Annotated in this window: 16 protein-coding genes; 7 read left to right on the top strand and 9 right to left on the bottom strand. The window is 64.8% G+C overall.

What is annotated here, in order from left to right; translation table 11 throughout:
- Positions 1 to 2: 2 nt before the first annotated feature.
- The 5 genes from CIT40_RS27560 to CIT40_RS27580 are packed head-to-tail and all read right to left on the bottom strand — an operon-like array spanning position 3 to position 5,386.
- Positions 3 to 1,247, bottom strand: a complete 1,245-nt coding sequence (locus CIT40_RS27560; RefSeq protein ID WP_094893713.1) for an acetyl-CoA hydrolase/transferase family protein — start codon at positions 1,245 to 1,247, stop codon at positions 3 to 5.
- Positions 1,248 to 1,260: 13 nt separating this feature from the next.
- A complete protein-coding gene (locus CIT40_RS27565; protein ID WP_094893712.1) occupies positions 1,261 to 2,427 on the bottom strand; it encodes an acyl-CoA dehydrogenase family protein in 1,167 nt (388 codons plus the stop codon).
- Between the two features lie 38 nt (positions 2,428 to 2,465).
- A complete protein-coding gene (locus CIT40_RS27570; protein WP_094893711.1) occupies positions 2,466 to 3,755 on the bottom strand; it encodes a TRAP transporter large permease in 1,290 nt (429 codons plus the stop codon).
- Positions 3,756 to 3,766: 11 nt separating this feature from the next.
- Positions 3,767 to 4,321 (bottom strand): TRAP transporter small permease subunit, encoded by a 555-nt coding sequence (locus CIT40_RS27575; protein WP_094893710.1) that lies wholly within the window; start codon positions 4,319 to 4,321, stop codon positions 3,767 to 3,769.
- Between the two features lie 36 nt (positions 4,322 to 4,357).
- Complete coding sequence (locus CIT40_RS27580) at positions 4,358 to 5,386, bottom strand: TRAP transporter substrate-binding protein (protein ID WP_094893709.1); 1,029 nt, start codon at positions 5,384 to 5,386, stop codon at positions 4,358 to 4,360.
- 220 nt (positions 5,387 to 5,606) lie between these two features.
- Here CIT40_RS27580 and CIT40_RS27585 point away from each other — a divergent pair, with 220 nt between their 5' ends.
- The 4 genes from CIT40_RS27585 to CIT40_RS27600 are packed head-to-tail and all read left to right on the top strand — an operon-like array spanning position 5,607 to position 8,920.
- Entirely contained in the window at positions 5,607 to 6,809 is a 1,203-nt protein-coding gene (locus tag CIT40_RS27585; RefSeq protein ID WP_094893708.1) for a CaiB/BaiF CoA transferase family protein, read from the top strand.
- 44 nt (positions 6,810 to 6,853) lie between these two features.
- Positions 6,854 to 7,306: a MaoC family dehydratase gene (locus CIT40_RS27590; RefSeq protein WP_011089535.1), complete on the top strand. Its 453-nt coding sequence runs from the start codon at positions 6,854 to 6,856 to the stop codon at positions 7,304 to 7,306.
- A complete protein-coding gene (locus tag CIT40_RS27595; protein WP_162307705.1) occupies positions 7,306 to 8,157 on the top strand; it encodes an HpcH/HpaI aldolase/citrate lyase family protein in 852 nt (283 codons plus the stop codon). The genes CIT40_RS27590 and CIT40_RS27595 overlap by 1 nt, the downstream gene beginning before the upstream one ends.
- A gap of 22 nt (positions 8,158 to 8,179) precedes the next feature.
- On the top strand, positions 8,180 to 8,920 hold the full coding sequence (locus CIT40_RS27600; protein ID WP_094893706.1) for an IclR family transcriptional regulator: 741 nt from the start codon (positions 8,180 to 8,182) through the stop codon (positions 8,918 to 8,920).
- Between the two features lie 280 nt (positions 8,921 to 9,200).
- On the opposite strand, the gene CIT40_RS27605 is transcribed toward CIT40_RS27600, so the two are convergent.
- On the bottom strand, positions 9,201 to 9,992 hold the full coding sequence (locus tag CIT40_RS27605) for a fumarylacetoacetate hydrolase family protein (protein WP_094893705.1): 792 nt from the start codon (positions 9,990 to 9,992) through the stop codon (positions 9,201 to 9,203).
- Positions 9,993 to 10,277: 285 nt separating this feature from the next.
- Here CIT40_RS27605 and CIT40_RS27610 point away from each other — a divergent pair, with 285 nt between their 5' ends.
- From CIT40_RS27610 to CIT40_RS27620, 3 genes are all read left to right on the top strand, one after another.
- Entirely contained in the window at positions 10,278 to 11,492 is a 1,215-nt protein-coding gene (locus CIT40_RS27610) for an ABC transporter substrate-binding protein (RefSeq protein ID WP_094893704.1), read from the top strand.
- Between the two features lie 7 nt (positions 11,493 to 11,499).
- Complete coding sequence (locus CIT40_RS27615; protein WP_094893703.1) at positions 11,500 to 13,233, top strand: FAD-dependent oxidoreductase; 1,734 nt, start codon at positions 11,500 to 11,502, stop codon at positions 13,231 to 13,233.
- 78 nt (positions 13,234 to 13,311) lie between these two features.
- On the top strand, positions 13,312 to 14,106 hold the full coding sequence (locus tag CIT40_RS27620) for an IclR family transcriptional regulator (protein ID WP_094893702.1): 795 nt from the start codon (positions 13,312 to 13,314) through the stop codon (positions 14,104 to 14,106).
- A gap of 5 nt (positions 14,107 to 14,111) precedes the next feature.
- On the opposite strand, the gene CIT40_RS27625 is transcribed toward CIT40_RS27620, so the two are convergent.
- The 3 genes from CIT40_RS27625 to CIT40_RS27635 all read right to left on the bottom strand — a co-directional run bounded on the left by CIT40_RS27625 (position 14,112) and on the right by CIT40_RS27635 (position 16,622).
- Entirely contained in the window at positions 14,112 to 14,891 is a 780-nt protein-coding gene (locus CIT40_RS27625; RefSeq protein WP_094893701.1) for an SDR family NAD(P)-dependent oxidoreductase, read from the bottom strand.
- 174 nt (positions 14,892 to 15,065) lie between these two features.
- Positions 15,066 to 15,758 carry a GntR family transcriptional regulator gene (locus tag CIT40_RS27630; protein WP_244611860.1) on the bottom strand — a complete coding sequence of 231 codons (693 nt, stop codon included), beginning with the start codon at positions 15,756 to 15,758 and terminating at the stop codon, positions 15,066 to 15,068.
- A 120-nt stretch (positions 15,759 to 15,878) separates the two neighbouring features.
- Positions 15,879 to 16,622, bottom strand: a complete 744-nt coding sequence (locus tag CIT40_RS27635; protein ID WP_094893699.1) for an aspartate/glutamate racemase family protein — start codon at positions 16,620 to 16,622, stop codon at positions 15,879 to 15,881.
- Positions 16,623 to 16,628 lie beyond the last annotated feature (6 nt).

Genomic DNA, 16,628 nt, shown 5'->3' on the forward strand with positions numbered 1-16,628 from the left:
GATCACGTCCCGCGAAGCTGCGCCGACAGCGCGTCGCGGTGCTCGGGCGCCGCGATCGCGATCATGCGGCGTGCCCGCTCGGCGAGGCCGCAGCCGCGCAACTCCGCGATGCCCCATTCGGTGACGATGGCATCGACGTCGGCGCGCGGCGTCGTCACGGTCTCGACATGGGCGACGATCCGGCTGGTTCCGTCGGACGCCGTCGCCGGCAGCGCGATGACGGCTCTTCCTCCGGGAGAGGCATTGGCGCCGCGGACGAAGTCGAGCTGGCCGCCGATCGCGCCGATCGCGACGCCGTTCAGGGTTTCGGAATTGACGCTGCCGTCGAGCCCGACCTGGAGCGCCGAGTTGATCGCGACCAGCCGGTTGATCCGCGCCAGCACGCTCTGGCCGTGCGTGTAGGACGTCGGCCGCACCGCGACCGCCTCGTTCTCGTGCACGAAGCGGTAGAGCCGCTGCGTGCCGATCACCTGGTTGGTGACCGTGATCCCGGGATCGATCCCCTTCTCCGCATTCGTCACCGCGCCGCACGCGATCAGATCGACGACGGCGTCGTTGATCAGGCCGGAATGAATGCCGAGATGGCGCAGGTGGGATAGCGACGAGAGAATTGCATCGGGAATCCGCCCGACGCCGAACTGAAGCGTGCTGCCGTCGACGATCAGGCTTGCCGCATGCGCCGCAATGCGCCGGGAGACGTCGTCGGGCGGCGTCGAAGCCAGTTCGACCGGTGACCGGCGCGCGGCTACGCGCATGTGGATCGGCACGCCCTCGGGCCATTCCGCGCCGAACGTAAACGGCGCATCGGGATTGATCTCGGCGATGACGAGGCGCCCAGCCCGGGCGGCGTCGATGACGTAGTCGTTGGAGAGGCTCGCGCTCAAGCGGCCGTCCCTGGCTTGCGCAAGTTGCACCAGGACGACATCGGCCTTGTGGCGGCGGACGGCGAAGTCGGCACAGAAGGCGCTGTAGTTGCTCGGGATCACGTCCAACCGCCCGGACCGGGCGAGCCGCCGCGCATTGCCGATCACGCCATAGCTCTGGAACGAGACGTTGGTTGCGCACGACGCGGGAAACGTTTCCGAGAACACCGGCCCGATCATCATGCGAAACGGCGGAAGCCGGGCCGCCTGCGCCATCAACGCTTCGGTCAGCGTGACAGGCTCCGCCGTCGCCTGCCCGCACACGACGAGATCGCCCTCGCGGATCAAGCCGTAGAAATCGATCGGCGGCGAATTCACGGACATTGCGGGCGCGAACTCAATACGACTTGGCGAGGCCCAGCACCTTTTCCGCGATGAAGCTGAGCGCGAGCTGCGGGCTGACCGGCGCGATCCGCGGGATCAGCACTTCGCGCAGATAGCGCTCGACGTGGAATTCCTTGGCATAGCCGAAGCCGCCATGGGTCATCACCGCCTGCTCGCAGGCATGGTACCCGGCCTCACCGGCGAAATACTTTGCCGCATTCGCGCCCGCGCCGCAGGGCAAGCCCTTGTCGTATTGCCAGGCCGCCTGCATCACCATCAGCCAGGCCGCCTCGAGCTCGACCCAGTTCACCGCGAGCGGATGCTGGATGCCTTGATTCTTGCCGATCGGACGGTTGAACACCACGCGCGTCTTGGCGTATTCGGTCGCGCGCGATAGTGCGAGCTTGCCGAGGCCGACCGCCTCCGCCGCGATCAGGATGCGCTCGGGGTTCATGCCTTCGAGAATGTACTGAAAACCCTTGCCCTCTTCGCCGATACGGTCCTCCATCGGGATCTCGAAATCCTCGAAGAACAGCTCGTTGGAATCGACGATCTTGCGGCCCATCTTCTCGATCTCGTGGACCTTGATCCTGTTGCGATCGAAGTCCGTATAGAACAGGCTGAGGCCGTGAGTCGGCGAGCGCACCTCCTCCAGCGGCGTGGTGCGCGCCAGCAGCAGGATCTTGTGCGCGACTTGCGCGGTCGAAATCCATACCTTCTGGCCGTTGACGATGTAGCGGTCGTTCTTGGCGACGGCGCGGGTCTTCAGCTGGGTGGTGTTGAGGCCGGTATTGGGCTCGGTGACGGCGAAGCACGCCTTCTCGCGGCCCTCGATCATCGGCGGCAGCATGCGCCTGCGCTGCTCCTCGGTGCCGAACACGACGACGGGATTGAGCCCGAACACGTTGATGTGCACCGCGGAGGCGCCGGACATGCCGGCGCCGGATTCGGAGATGGTGCGCATCATGATCGCGGCTTCGGTGATGCCGAGCCCCGAGCCGCCATATTCCTCCGGCACGCAGATGCCGAGCCAGCCGGCGTCGGCAAGCGCCTTGTGAAAATCGTGCGGGAAGCCGCCGTCGTGGTCCTTCTTCAGCCAATAGGCATCCGGAAAGCCTTCGCAGATCTTGGCGATGGCGTCGCGAATGGCTTCCTGCTGATCGGTGAGCGCGAAGTCCATGGTCTTGATCTCCTTCTTGGGAGCCGCGAGCTCCGATGCTAGCGCCCCATCTGCGAGGGCAGCCAGAGGATGATGGACGGAAACGCCACCAAAATCGCGATCGCGATAAGGTGCGCGATGAAATGCGGGAAGGTGCCGTGGAACACCTCCGCCACCGGCCGCTTGGCATAGCGGGCGACGATGAAGCAATTCAGCCCCACCGGCGGCGTGATCATGCCGACCTCGGCGGTGACGATCTTGATGACGCCGAACCAGATCGGGTCGAAGCCGAGCGTCTTGATCAGCGGCAGCACGATCGGCACGGTCAAGACCAGGATCGCGATCTGGTCCATGAACGAGCCGAGCACGATGTAGCCGCACAGGATCAGCGTGATGATCACCCAGCGCGAGGTCTGCAATGATCCGATCCAGGCGACGAGATCCTGCGTCACATGGGTGAGCGTGAAGAAATAGCCGAAGATCGAGGCGCCGACGAGGATCGTCACGATCATGCAGGTGCCGTGGCTGGCGCTCAGCAGCGCCTTGTAGAGCGTGCCGGGCGTCACCTTGCCCTTGGCGATGGCGAGCACCAGCGCTCCCGCGGCCCCGAGGGCCGAAGCCTCCGTCGGGGTTGCGATGCCAAGATAGATGGTGCCGGTGACGAGCGAGAACAGCAGCACCATCGGGCCGACCTGCCACAGCAATGCAAACCGCTCCCGCCACGACACCGGCTCCACGCGCGGGGCTCGCGAAGGATCCTGCCAGACCAGGAAGCCGATCGTCGCCATGATCGTTGCCGTCACGAGCATCGCCGGAATGATGCCGCCGATCAGCAACTGCCCGATGTTGACTTCGGCGAGCAAACCGAAAATGACGAGCGCCACGCTGGGCGGGATCAGCATGGCCAGCGTTCCCGAGATGGCCACGACGCCGGCCGCCATCTTGGGCTCATAGCCCTGTCGAATCATCGCCGGGAGGCTCGTCGACGCCAGCGTCGCTGCCGACGCCGTCGAAGTGCCGCAGATCGCCCCAAAGCCCGCGCCGGCAAGCGCCGTTGCCATCCCGAGCCCGCCGGGAATGCGGCCGACCCAGGCAGAAGCCGTCTTGAACATGTCGTCGGCGACGCCGGACAGCAGCACGAGATCCGCCATCAGCAGGAACATCGGGATCGTGATCAGCTCGTAGGATGACACCGTCGAAAGCGGGGCCGTCTGGAGAATGCCGAACAACGTGCCGGTGCCGCCGACCATGAGCAGGCCGACCGAGCCGGCAAATCCCATGGCGAAACCGACCGGCGTGCCGATCGCCAGCAGGACGAAAAGCAGTCCGAGCACGAGAATGACTGTCATCGCTGCCGCCGTTATTCGAAGGAATGGGCTTCGCCGGTCTCGTTGACACGCGGCAAAGGAAACAGATCCCGCCCGGAGACGAGGCTGAGGAGGTTACCCACGAGCTGCAGCGCCAGCCGCAGCACGAGCACGCCGCAGCCGAATGGCACCAGCGCGGCCGAAATCCAGGTCGGCCACGCAATGGCGCCGGCAAGCACGTCGTGCTGCTCGTAATTCTCCAGCGCGCGCTCGAATCCGACCTTGCTGATCAGGCCGAATACGAACAGTCCGGTGAGCGCGGTGACGATTTCCGAGAGGCGCCTGCCTGCCGTCGGAAAACGCGTCAGCAGGATGTCCACGCCGACATGCGCATGCACGCGCAATGTATCCGACAACGTCAGGAAGAACACGGCCGCCAGGAGATAAAGCCCGATCAGGTCGTAGGTGAAGGAGAACGGGCTGTTGAGGACGTAACGCATGAACACGTCGGCCACCACCAGCGCCATGATCGCGAACAGAGCGATCGTGGCGATCACCGTCAGCGCACGCTCCAGCGCGCCGAGCACATCCGTTGCCCGCCTGATCATCCCCCGCGTCTCCTCTTCCGCTGCAATCGTGTCGCGCTACTTGGCGCCGCCCGCGGCGAGCAGGCCGTCGAACTCCTTGAGGGTTGCGGAGGCCTGCTTGCCGCGGCTGTCGAGCCCGGCGGCCCATTCCTGCGCGACGCCCTTGAGCTTCTCCTTCATCTCCGCGCGCGTCGCCTCGGAGAGCGCGGTAAAGCTGATGCCCTGGTCCTTCATCTTCTGCCGCGTCGCGTCCTGCTCCTTGTCGACGTCGGCACAGGCCTTCGGCGTGATCGCTTCCGAGGCCGCGTCCATTGCCTTCTTCACATCGTCGGGCAGCTTGTCCCAGACCGATTGATTGATCGAGTAGGCGACGATGAAGCTGCCGAAGCTGACGCCGTCGGTGGCGTATTTGACGAGCTTGTCGAGGCCATAGGCGACGACGCTGTCCATGGGGAACAGCAGCCCGTCCATGGTGCCGCGCGACAGCGATTCATAGGCGTCGGGCGCGGCCATGCGCACCGGCACTGCGCCGAGCGTGCGCACCGTCAGATCCTGTGCGCCGCCGGTGGTGCGCAGCTTGAGGCCCTGCATGTCCTTGATCGTCTCGACTTTCGCCTTGGCGGTCCAAACCTGATAGGGCGGCAGCACAACGGCCATCAGCAGCTTGATCTTGTTGGGCGCGTATTCCTGTTTGGCGAGGATGCCTTCCCGCGCCGCCTTCCAATACGCAAGCGTACCCTGGCAGCTGGTCTGGAATGCGCCCGGCAATTGCGCGACCTCGGAGAGCGGCATCTTGTCCGAGACGTAGGACGGCCCGATATAGCCGATGTCGATCACACCGGACTGGGTCAACCGCAGCATATCGGTGGCCTTGCCGATCTGCTGATTCGGATAATGCGTGAATGTCACGGCGCCGTTGGTGCGCTTGGCGACATCGTCCATCCAGGGCTTGAGCATCAGGCGGACGAGATAGTGGTCGGCGGGGAAGCTGTCGGCGACCTTCAGCTCCAGCGCCTGTGCCGAGAGCGTCGAGACTGGCAGCGAGAGTGCGAACGCTGCTGCCACCCAGACCCAATTCCTCTTCATTTGGCTTCTCCCTGACGCGCCCTCACGCGGAAGGCGGCAGCCATTTGCTGCCTGCCGGTCCCGCTCCACTTGTTGCTTGTGGAAAATGTACATATATGTGAATTTATATGTCAAGTATATGAACTATGCATAGCGCTATGCACCGTTGCAAGGACGCATCGAATTGACACTCCCGCTTTCTGAACTCTAACTCCACCTATATGAATTCACACGAGGCTTCATGGGACCGCTCGCCGGCTTCACCATTCTCGACCTGACCTCGGTGCTGATGGGCCCCTACGGCACCCAGGTGCTGGCCGACATGGGTGCCGACGTCATCAAGGTCGAAAGCCCCGAGGGCGACATCGTCCGCCAAATCGGCCCCGGCCGCACGCCCGGCATGGGCGGGATGTTCCTCAACGCCAATCGCGGCAAGCGCAGCATCGTGCTCGACCTCAAGAAGCCGGAGGGGCGCGAGGCGCTGCTGCGGCTCGCGAAGCGCGCCAACGCGCTGGTCTATAATGTACGCCCGCAGGCCATGGCGCGGCTCGGCCTCGACTACGAGACGCTGGCCGCGATCAATCCCGCCCTCGTCTATGTCGGTGCGTTCGGCTACGGCCAGTCCGGCCCCTATGCGGCCAAGCCCGCCTATGACGATTTGATCCAGGGCGCATCCACGATTCCGACATTGCTCGCAGCCGCCGGCGACGGAACGCCGCGCTATGTCCCCGTCACCATCGCCGACCGCATCGTCGGGCTGATGATGGTCAACGCCATCATGGGCGGGCTGATGCACCAGCAACGCACCGGCATCGGCCAGCGCATCGACGTGCCGATGTTCGAATCCATGGCGGAGTTTGTGCTGGTCGATCATCTGGGCGGCCTCACCTATGACCCGCCGCTCGATCACGGCGGCTATGCCCGCCTGCTCTCGCGCTACCGAAGGCCCTACAAGACCAGCGACGGCTATCTCTGCGTGCTCATCTACAACGACAAGCACTGGCGCAGCTTCTTCGAGGCGATCGGCCGGCCGGAGTTTCTGGAACAGTCGCGCTTCGCCAACCATGCCGCGCGCACCAGGCACATCGACGAGATCTACGAGGAGATCGGCCATATCTTCGCAACGCGCACGACCGGGGAATGGCGCGAATTGCTGGAGCGCGCCGACATTCCGGTGATGCCGATGCATACGCTGGAAACGATCATCGAGGACCCGCATCTCAAGGCGATCGACTTCTTCAGGACGGTGGAGCATCCCGTGGAAGGACGCGTCCGCCAGATGCGCGTTCCCTCCACCTGGAGCGTGACCCAGCCGGAACCGGCGGGCCCCGCACCGACGCTCGGCCAGCACGGCCGCGACATCTTGCGCGAGGCGGGCTTCTCGACTGAGGAGATCGAACAGCTCGCAGAGCAAAAAGCAGTTCACCTGGCCGCGCCCTCGTAACGGCAGCGCGGGCCCAATCGCACCAATACAGGGAGGAAACCGCGATGGCCGGACTTTATTTCGAGGACTTTTCCGTGGGCCAGGAGTTCAGGCATCCGCTGACCCGGACCGTCACGGAGATGGATAACACCATGTTCAGCCTGCTGACCCTCAATCCGCAGCCGCTGCATATCGACGCGCATTTCGCCGAAAAGACCGAATTCGGCCAGCGTATTTTCAACAGCCTTTACACCCTCGGCATCATGATCGGCATGACGGTCTATGATACGACCATGGGCACCACCGTCGCCAATCTCGGCATGACCGACGTGACCTTTCCAAAGCCGGTCTTCCATGGCGACACCTTGCGGGCGACGACGAAGGTGCTTTCGTTGCGGGAATCCAAATCGCGCCCGAAGGCGGGCATCGTCGAGTTCGAGCACCATGCCTTGAACCAGAACGACGAGATCGTCGGAAAATGCCGCCGCATGGCGATGATGCACAAGAGGCCGGTCTGATGCGTTCGATGCTGTTCGTGCCGGGCGATTCCCCGCGCAAATTCGAGAAGGCGAGCGAAGGCAAGGCCGACGCGCTGATCATCGATCTCGAGGATTCCGTCGTCACCGAGAAGAAGGAAGAGGCGCGCGGGCTGACGCTGACCATGCTGAAGGGCCGCCCCGGTCGGCACCAGCTCTATGTCCGCGTCAACGCGCTCGACACCGGCATGACGCTCGCCGATCTCGCGGCGGTGATGCCCGGCAGGCCCGACGGCATCGTGCTGCCCAAATCGCAAGGCGGCGACGACGTGCGCCAGGTCGCAACCTGGCTCGAAGCCCTGGAAGCGGCGGCCGGCATCGCGATCGGCACCACCCGCATCGTCTGCGTCGCGACGGAGACGGCAAGCTCGATCTTCGGCCTCGGCAGCTATAAGAACTGCTCCCCTCGCCTCGCCGGCCTGATGTGGGGCGCGGAAGACCTCTCGGCCTCGCTCGGCGCCACCGAGAAGGCGTCGGGCGGTGTGTTCCACAGCCCTTACCGTCTCGCGCGCGATCTCTGCCTGATGGCGGCGGCCGCAGCCGAGGTTGCGCCGATCGACACCGTCTATACCGACATCGACAACCTCACAGGTCTCGAGCAGGAGACACGCGCGGCGCGGCGCGACGGTTTTTCGGCCAAGGCGCTGATCCATCCGAAGCACGTCGATGTCGTCAACGCCGCGTTCGCGCCGACGGAAGCCGAGCGGACCTGGGCGGAAAAGGTGATCGCGGCGTTCGCGAGCAATCCCAATTCCGGCACGCTGCGGCTCGACGGCCAGATGATCGACAAGCCACATCTTCGTGCCGCAAAGAAGATCCTCGGCCAGCCCTAGAGAAGCAGGACGCAACGCCACCATGATCGTTCGCCAAGCCGCAAACGTCCTGGAGATCATGGAATTCTTCGCGCAAGTGAAGAAGCCGGCGACGCTTGCGGAGATCGCCGATCATTTCGGCTGGCCGCGTTCCTCGACCTTCAACCTGCTCGCGACGCTGTCGGAGAAGGGCTATCTCTATGAGCCGCGGCCACGCGCCGGCTTCTATCCGACGCCGCGATGGCTCGCCATGGCGCGGATGATCTCCGAGGTCGAGCCGCTGCCGCCCTGGACGCATCAATTGATTACCGATCTCTCCGCCGAGACCGGCGAGACCGCATCGATCGTGGCGCCGGCCGGCGTGATGGCGGTGTTCATCGACGTGGTCGAATCCCAGGCTGCGATCCGCTATTTCGCCACCATCGGGCACCGGGTGCCGATCCACGCCACCGCCAGCGGCCGCGCGCTGCTACTGCAATATTCGCCGGAGGAGCGCGACTCGGTCTATCGCAAGATCGAGTTCAAGCAGTACGGCGCATCGACGCCGATCAGCATCGAGGCGGTGGAGACCGAGCTGCGCAACTCGATCGCGCGCGGCTATTGCCAGAGCTTTGCCGATTACAGCCGCGATCTCGCCGGCGCCGCGATCCCGCTGCCGATCGGCGACCGGCGGCTGTCCGTCGTCGTCGCCGGGCCGGAATTCCGCATCGGCCCGAAGGTGGCGGAAGTTGCCGCCCTGATCGCGCGGACCGTCGACAGGCTGCGGCCGAAGGCAGCGGCGTAGGCCAATCGCATATGACTTTTCGGATGGGCCTGGGCAAGCGCCTCGTCCTTCGAGACGACCGCGGAGCTTGTCATCGGGCCGCGCTTTGCGCGGACCCGGTGGCGGTCCCTCAGGATGAGGCTGAGTTGCAGTCGTGTCCGCTGAAATGGCCGCAGCAGACTCCGTCCTCATCCCGAGGGCCCGCCGCAGACGGGCGTCTCGAAGGATGGCTACGGGCGAGAGTCCCGCCACGGGTCCTCATCTGCGATTGCCCTGCCCTCCAGGGGCGAGGCGAAGGCGATCAGACGATCTTGATCGACATGTCCGGCAAGCCCTCGAGCTTGCACAGCAGCACGTCGCCCTTGACGACGGGACCGACATTCTCCGGCGTGCCGGAATAGATGATGTCGCCGGCTTTCAGCTCGAACGCTTCCGACAGCTTTGCGATCTGCTCGGCCACGCTCCAGATCATCTTGCTGAGGTCCGAGCTCTGCTTCACCGTGCCGTTGATCGCCAGCGAAATGGCGCCCTTCTCGAAATGGCCGGTCTTGCTCGCCGGGTGGATCGGACCGAGCACCGCGGCGTGATCGAAGCTCTTGCCGATCTCCCATGGCTTCTTCTCGGCGGCCATGCCGTTCTGGAGATCGCGCCGGGTCATGTCGAGGCCGAGCGCGTAGCCATAGACGTGGTCGAGCGCCTTATCGGCCGAGATGTTGGTGCCGCCTGACTTCAGCGCGGCGACCAGCTCGACCTCGTGATGATAGTTCTTGGTCAGTGACGGATAGGGATGATCGGCGACCTCGCCGGTCGCGACATTCTGGATCGCGTCGGTCGGCTTCTGGAAGAAGAACGGCGGCTCGCGGTTCGGATCCGAGCCCCGCTCGATGGCGTGCGCGGCGTAGTTCCGCCCGATGCAGTAGATGCGGCGGACCTGGAACACCTGGCTTTCGCCGACGATCGGGATCGTCACCATCGGCACCGGAAAGATCGGCTTCTGTCCGGCCTGCGCCGCGGCGGGCGCCGCTTCGGCCATGCCCGCCGCGGTCATCACGGCTGCGGCAGTGAGCACGTCACGTCGAGACGTCTTCGTCATGGTTCTTTTTTCCCTGGCTTGGGGATTCGTTTCCTCAGAGGCGTTCTTAGGACCAAACGGTCGGCAGGCCAATGGCCGGTCGGCTACGCCTTAAGTCGAGACGCTCGACATCAGGATTTCAGCTCCTTGCCGCCGAAATGTCGGACAGCTAGCCGGCGGGTCACACGCCATCGTCGAACCAAGCCACGTCCTCTTATTCGCCATTGACAAATTAGTTTGCTTATATCTAATTTACCTCCGAACCAGCCAGCCGCGCCAAGCGGCCAATAAACAGAGGGAACAACCATGAGAGGGCATCTCGCCTGCGCCATGCTCGCGACCATGACTTCGGCTGCCATGATCACAGCGGCCACCGCGCAAGTCTCCGATGACGCGGTGCGGATCGGCGTGTTGACGGATCTGTCGAGCTGGGGCCGCGACAATTCAGGGCCGGGCTCGGTCGAGGCTGCCAAAATGGCGGTGGAGGAGTTCGGCCCGACCGTGCTCGGCAAGCCGATCGAGATCATCAGCGCCGATCACCAGATGAAGACCGACGTCGGCGTGCAGATCGTGCGCGGCTGGTTCGACAACGGCAAGGTCGATGCCGTCGTCGACATCCCGAATTCCGGCATCGCGATCGCCGTGCACAACATGGTGCGCGAGCGCAACAAGATCGCGCTGCTCTCCGGTCCCGGCGCGAGCTCGCTGACCGACGAGCTGTGCAGCCCGAACACCGTGCATTTCACCTATGACACCTACGCGCTGTCGAAGGTGACGGCGTCCGCCGTGATCAAGGAAGGCGGCAAGTCCTGGTACTTCATCACGGCGGATTACGCTTTCGGCCAGCAGCTCGAAAAGGACGCCACGCGCTTCGTCAACGAGATGGGCGGCAAGGTGCTCGGCGGCGTCAAGCATCCGACAAATACTGCGGACTTCTCCTCCTTTGCGCTGCAGGCGCAAAGCTCCAAGGCCGACGTCGTCGCCTTCGCCAATGCCGGCCAGGACACCGACAACGCCATCAAGCAGTCCGGCGAGTTCGGCCTCGTCCAGGGCGGCCAGAAGCTCGTCGGCCTCCTGATGTTCGACACCGACGTGCACGCGATCGGCCTCAAGGCCGCGCAGGGCACCTATATGACCACGGCCTCCTACTGGAACATGGACGAGGCGACGCGCGCCTGGTCCAAGAAATTCTACGAGCGTACCAAGGTGATGCCGACCATGATCCAGACCGGCGTCTACGGCTCGGTGCTGCATTATCTCAAGGCCATCAAGGCCGCCGGCACCGACGATTCCGCCAAGGTGATGGCCAAGATGCGCGAGCTGCCGATCGAGGATACATTCGTCCACGGCGGCAAGTTGCGCGAGGACGGCCGCGTCATCCGCGACATGTATCTCGCCAAGGTGAAGTCGCCCGAGCAGTCGAAGGAACCCTGGGATTATCTGGACATCGTCAAGACCGTGAAGGGCGAGGACGCCTTCCGACCGGTCTCCGAGTCCAAATGTCCGCTCCTGAAGAAGTGAGGCTGAGATGACCGGCAACGAGCATAGCGCAATTGAGACTTACGAGTGCGACGTGCTCGTGGCCGGATCGGGTTGCTCCGGCATGTCGGCCGCGATCACCGCGGCCTCTCGCGGCCTGAAAGTGCTGATCGTCGAGAAGGAGCCGCGCTTCGGCGGCACCACCGCCCGCTCCGGCGGGTGGCTGTGGATCCCCGGCACGTCGCTGGCGAAGGCCTACGGCATCGCCGAAACGCCGGAACAGGCCCGCACCTATCTGCGGCATGAGGCCGGCAACAATTACGACGCCGCGCGCGTCGATGCATTCCTCAGCGCCGGTCCCGAGGCCGTGGATTTCTTCACCAGCAAGACGGCGCTGCGTTTCGACATGCCGCTGGTGTTTCCCGACTATCACGCAGAAGCGCCCGGAGGCGCGCAAGGCGGCCGCTCCATGGTGACGCGCCCGTTCGACGGCCGCGAACTTGGCGACCTCGTCAAGACGCTGGGCATGCCGCTGCCCGAGCTCACCGTGTTCGGCATGATGCTGGGAAGCGGCAAGGAGATCATCCATTTCATGCGGGTGACGAAGTCGCTGACCTCGGCGGCTTACGTGGCCAAGCGCCTGTCGCGGCATCTGATGGACGTGCTGCGCTACGGCCGCGGCATGACGTTGACAAACGGCAATGCGCTCGCCGGGCGCCTGGCGAAATCCGCGCTGGACCTCAAGATTCCGATGTGGCTGTCCTCGCCGGTGCGCGAGTTGACGGTCGAGAACGGCGCGGTGACCGGCGCCATCGTCTCGCGCGAGGGACGCGAGGTGCGCGTCCGCACGCGGCAGGGCGTCGTGCTGGCCTGCGGCGGCTTCCCGCACGACGTCGAACGGCGCAGAAAAATGTTTCCGCACGCGCCGACCGGCAACGAGCATTTCTCGCCGGGGCCATCAGGCAATACCGGCGATGGATTGCGCCTGGCGGAATCCGCCGGCGGGCATGTCGAGGATCGCCTGCCGAACGCGGCCGCCTGGGTGCCGGTGTCGCTGACCACGCGCAAGGACGGTTCGAAGGGCGTGATGCCGCATTTCATCGACCGCGCCAAGCCCGGCGTGATCGCCGTGATGCGCGACGGCCGGCGCTTTGCCAATGAGGGCAATTCCTATCACGACTTCGTTCAGGCCATGATCAAGGCATCGAAACCCGGCGAGGAGATCGCCGCCTATCTCGTCTGCGATCACCCAACGCTGCGCAAATACGGCCTCGGCTGCGTGCCGCCCTTCCCGATGCCGCTGGGTCATCACTTGAAGACCGGCTACCTCATGCGCGGCGATACGCTGGAGGCGCTGGCGGCAAAGGCCGGCATCGATGCCAACGCCTTCGTGGAGACCGTCAGGCAGTTCAATACGACCGCGCCGTTGGGCCATGACGCGGCTTTCGGCAAGGGCTCGAAGGCCTATAACCGTTACCAGGGCGACGCCATGCATGGCCCCAACCCCTGTATCGCGCCGATCGAGAACGGGCCGTTCTATGCCATCAAGATGGTGGTCGGCGATCTCGGCACCTATGCCGGCATCGTCACCGACGAGAACGCGCGGGCGCTCGACGCCGAGGGCCGGGTCATTCCCGGGCTCTATGCCGCCGGCAACGACATGGCGAGCATCATGGGCGGCAACTATCCCGGCGCCGGGATCACGCTTGGGCCGGCGCTGACCTTTGGCTACATTGCCGGTCGTCATCTCGCCGACAGCGCCGCCAAGCGCGACGCGGCATAGAGCATGATCCGGAAAAGTGTGTAGCGGTTTTCCGAAGAGATCATGCTCAAACAAGAACTATAGCCGAATCGGAGGCGCATGAGCAGAGAGAGCCGCGGCATCCAGTCGATCGAGGTCGGCGGAGAACTGCTCCGGGCGCTGGCCCGCAGCGGCGAGCCGATGATGCTGCGCGATCTCGCCCGCGAGGCCGGCATGTCGCCGGCCAAGGCGCACCCTTATCTCGCCAGCTTCTCCCGCATCGGGCTGATCGAGCAGGACGAGACCACCGGTCGTTACGAGATCGGCGCGCTGGCGCTGGAGCTCGGCCTGATCAGCCTGCGCCGCCTCTCCGGCGTCCGTATCGCAAGGCCGAAGATCGCCGCGCTCGCGAGCCAGATCGGACACGCCGTGTCTCTCGCCGTGTGGGGCACGCACGGCCCGACCGTGGTGCAGCTCGAAGAGCCGGCCCAGCCCGTCCACATCGTCATGCGCGCGGGCTCCGTAATGGCGCTGCTCGAGACCGCAACCGGCCGGGCCTTTGCGGCCTTCCTGCCGGAAAAGACGATCACCGCCGCGCTCGAGAGCGGGCTCGATCGTCACGGCGTCGGCTACAATCCGAAGCGCACCGTGAAGGGCGCCAAGCTCGCCGAAATGCTCACGGAGGTCCGCAAGCACGGCCTCGCCCGCGCGCTCGGCGATCCCCTGCCGGGCGTCAACGCGTTCTCGGCGCCGGTGTTCGATCATTCCGGCCATGTCGCGCTGGTCATCACCGCAATGGGCCCGGAAGGCACGTTCGATGCGCGCTGGGACAGCCCGATCGCGCATGCGCTGCGCGATTGTGCCGCCGGGATTTCGAAGCGGCTGGGCTACGGCATGGCGGTTGCGGCGGAGTGAGCCCCCTACCTCTCCTTCACCGGCACCGTGTAATTCAGAACCAATCGCCCGCCATCCGGATAGATCGTCTGGCCCGTGATGTAGGACGCATCGTCGCTCGCCAGGAACGCAACGACGGACGCGACCTCGCTCGGCTCGCCGCCGCGGCCGGCGGGCGTCCGTGACATCACGGTCTTGCGGGCGTCCTCGGAGGTGTAGATCGACGACGCCACCATGTCGGTCAGGATCGTGCCCGGGCCGACCGCGACGACGCGGATGTCGTGCGGGGCGAGCGCGACGGCGGCGACCGACGTCAGTTGCTTCATGCCGCCCTTGGACATCGCGTAGGTCGCAAGCGCCGGGATCGCCAGCAGCGCATTCACGGAGGACATGTTGATGATGACCCCGCCACCGCCTTGCGCGATCATCTGCCTAGCCGCCGCCTGGACGCCGAAGAACGCGCCCTTCAGATTGATGCCGATGATCTCGTCGAACTCCTCCTCCGTGATCTCCAGGATGTCCCGGTTGCGAGCGACGCCGGCATTGTTGACCATGATGTCGAGCCGGCCGAATTCCTTCACGGCGGTGGCGACGAGCCGGTCGACGTCGGCGCGCCTGGCGACGTTGCCGACGACGGTGCGCAAGGCGTCCGCATGTCCGAGCTCGGCCGCCGTCGCGGCGAGGCTCTCGGCATCGACGTCCGAGATCACGATCTTGACGCCGTCGTCCAAAAATCTTTTCGCGCAGGCCTTGCCGATGCCGCGCGCCGCGCCGGTGATGGCGGCGACTTTGCCAGATAGCTTCATAGTTCACTCCAGAATGCTGTGCCCTCTCCCCTTGTGGGCGAGGGCATCACCGAAGGAAGATGCGAACCGGGGTGAGGGATTTTCTCCGCGTACGTACCGCATTCGCGGACACATACCCCTCATCCGGCGCTTCGCGCCACCTTCTCCCACAAGAGGAGAAGGAACAAGAGAACCTCAATTCGCCGTCGACCGCGTTGCCGCCGGCATGTAAATCTGCGCGTAGCCTTCCTTGATCGCCGCGGTGATGCGGTCGAGGCGGCGGTCGATGTGCTTCTCCAGCACGGAGACGCAAATCCCCTCGTCGCGGGCCTTGAGGCCTTCGACCACGGCGCGGTGCTCGCCTTGGGTGTTGGAGCGGTTGACGCGGTCCATATCGATCCAGCGCACGAAGCGGATGCGGGCGTTGACGTTGCGCAGCACGCGCAGCATCTCGGCATCGCCGGACATTGCCATCAGCCGCTCGTGAAAGGCCTCGTCGAGTTCGACCTGCTCCGGCGAGGAGCGCTCGCCGGGATCGGGGCCGGTGGCTTCGAGGAATTTCAGCAGCGAATCGATGTCCTCGTCCCTGGCGCGCTTGATGGCGAGGCGGATCGAGGCGATTTCGATCGCCTTGCGCAACTCGTAGAGATCGAAGATCTCGCGCGCGTCGAGCTCGCGGCAGAAGAAGCCCTTGCCCGGTGTGAAGCGCAGGAACCCCTCGGTGTTGAGACGGTTGAGCGCCTCGCGCAGCGGCGTACGGCTGACGCCGAGGCGTTTGGCGAGCTCGCCTTCGTTGAGCCGCTCGCCCGGCTTGAACGCGTAGCTCACGGCCATCGCCTTGAGCTGTTCGTAGACACGATCGACGATGCTGTCGGAAGCCAGTTCCACGTTACTGTTCACAGGTTGTATTTGCGATCAACACAGCCGACTATAGGAGGGACGCGGGCGCGATGGCAATGCGCGAGGCAGCGCTGGCAGAAGTTGTTCAAGCCTTTGCGACGATCGGAATCAGGCAAAGACGCGCGGGCGCAGTCCGGCGTGGAACCAGGTGATCATGGAATAGATGTCGTAGACGGGAAGCCCGACCTCGGCCTGAAGCGCGGCCGCATAAGGCGGCATGTTGGTGCATTCGAGCACGATCGCGCCGACATCGGGATTTTTGGCCACGAGCTCTTTGCCCGCCTCGACCACGTCACGCTCGGCCTGCGCGATGTCCATGTCGTCCTTCTCGGCCTTGATCAGCACGCGAAAGAACTCCTTGCCGTGCTCGGTGCCGACCAGCGGCGTGTCGAGCGGCACCCCGGCGCCTTCGAGATGAGCCGGCGTCAAGGTCGAGCCCGACACCGTGACGAGGCCGACGCGCTTGCCCGGCGGCAAGGTCGCCTGCACCCACGGCACCTGCATCAACGACGAGGTCGCGACCGGAACGCCGACGGCGGCCGCGATCTCCTTCTGAAACAGCGAGAGGAAGCCGCAATTGGTGGTGATGGCCTCCGCGCCGAGCCGCACCAGGTCTTTGGCGGCATCGATGAAGTCTGGCAGCAGGCCGGCCGCGCCCTTCAGCACCACCTTTTCGGGCGAAGCGCCGCTCACCACGCGATACAGCACCGGGAATGGCCAAGTCGTGCCGTTGCCCATGTCGCCGGGAATGCGGGGGAAGCGCGCTTCCAGCATCAGGATGCCGAGCGGCGCGCCATAGATGGCCTTGCCACCGCGGGCGATGCGTAGGGGCGAATTGGCTGAAACGGTCATGGCTGC

Source organism: Bradyrhizobium amphicarpaeae (assembly GCF_002266435.3).
Taxonomy (GTDB): Bacteria; Pseudomonadota; Alphaproteobacteria; order Rhizobiales; family Xanthobacteraceae; genus Bradyrhizobium; species Bradyrhizobium amphicarpaeae.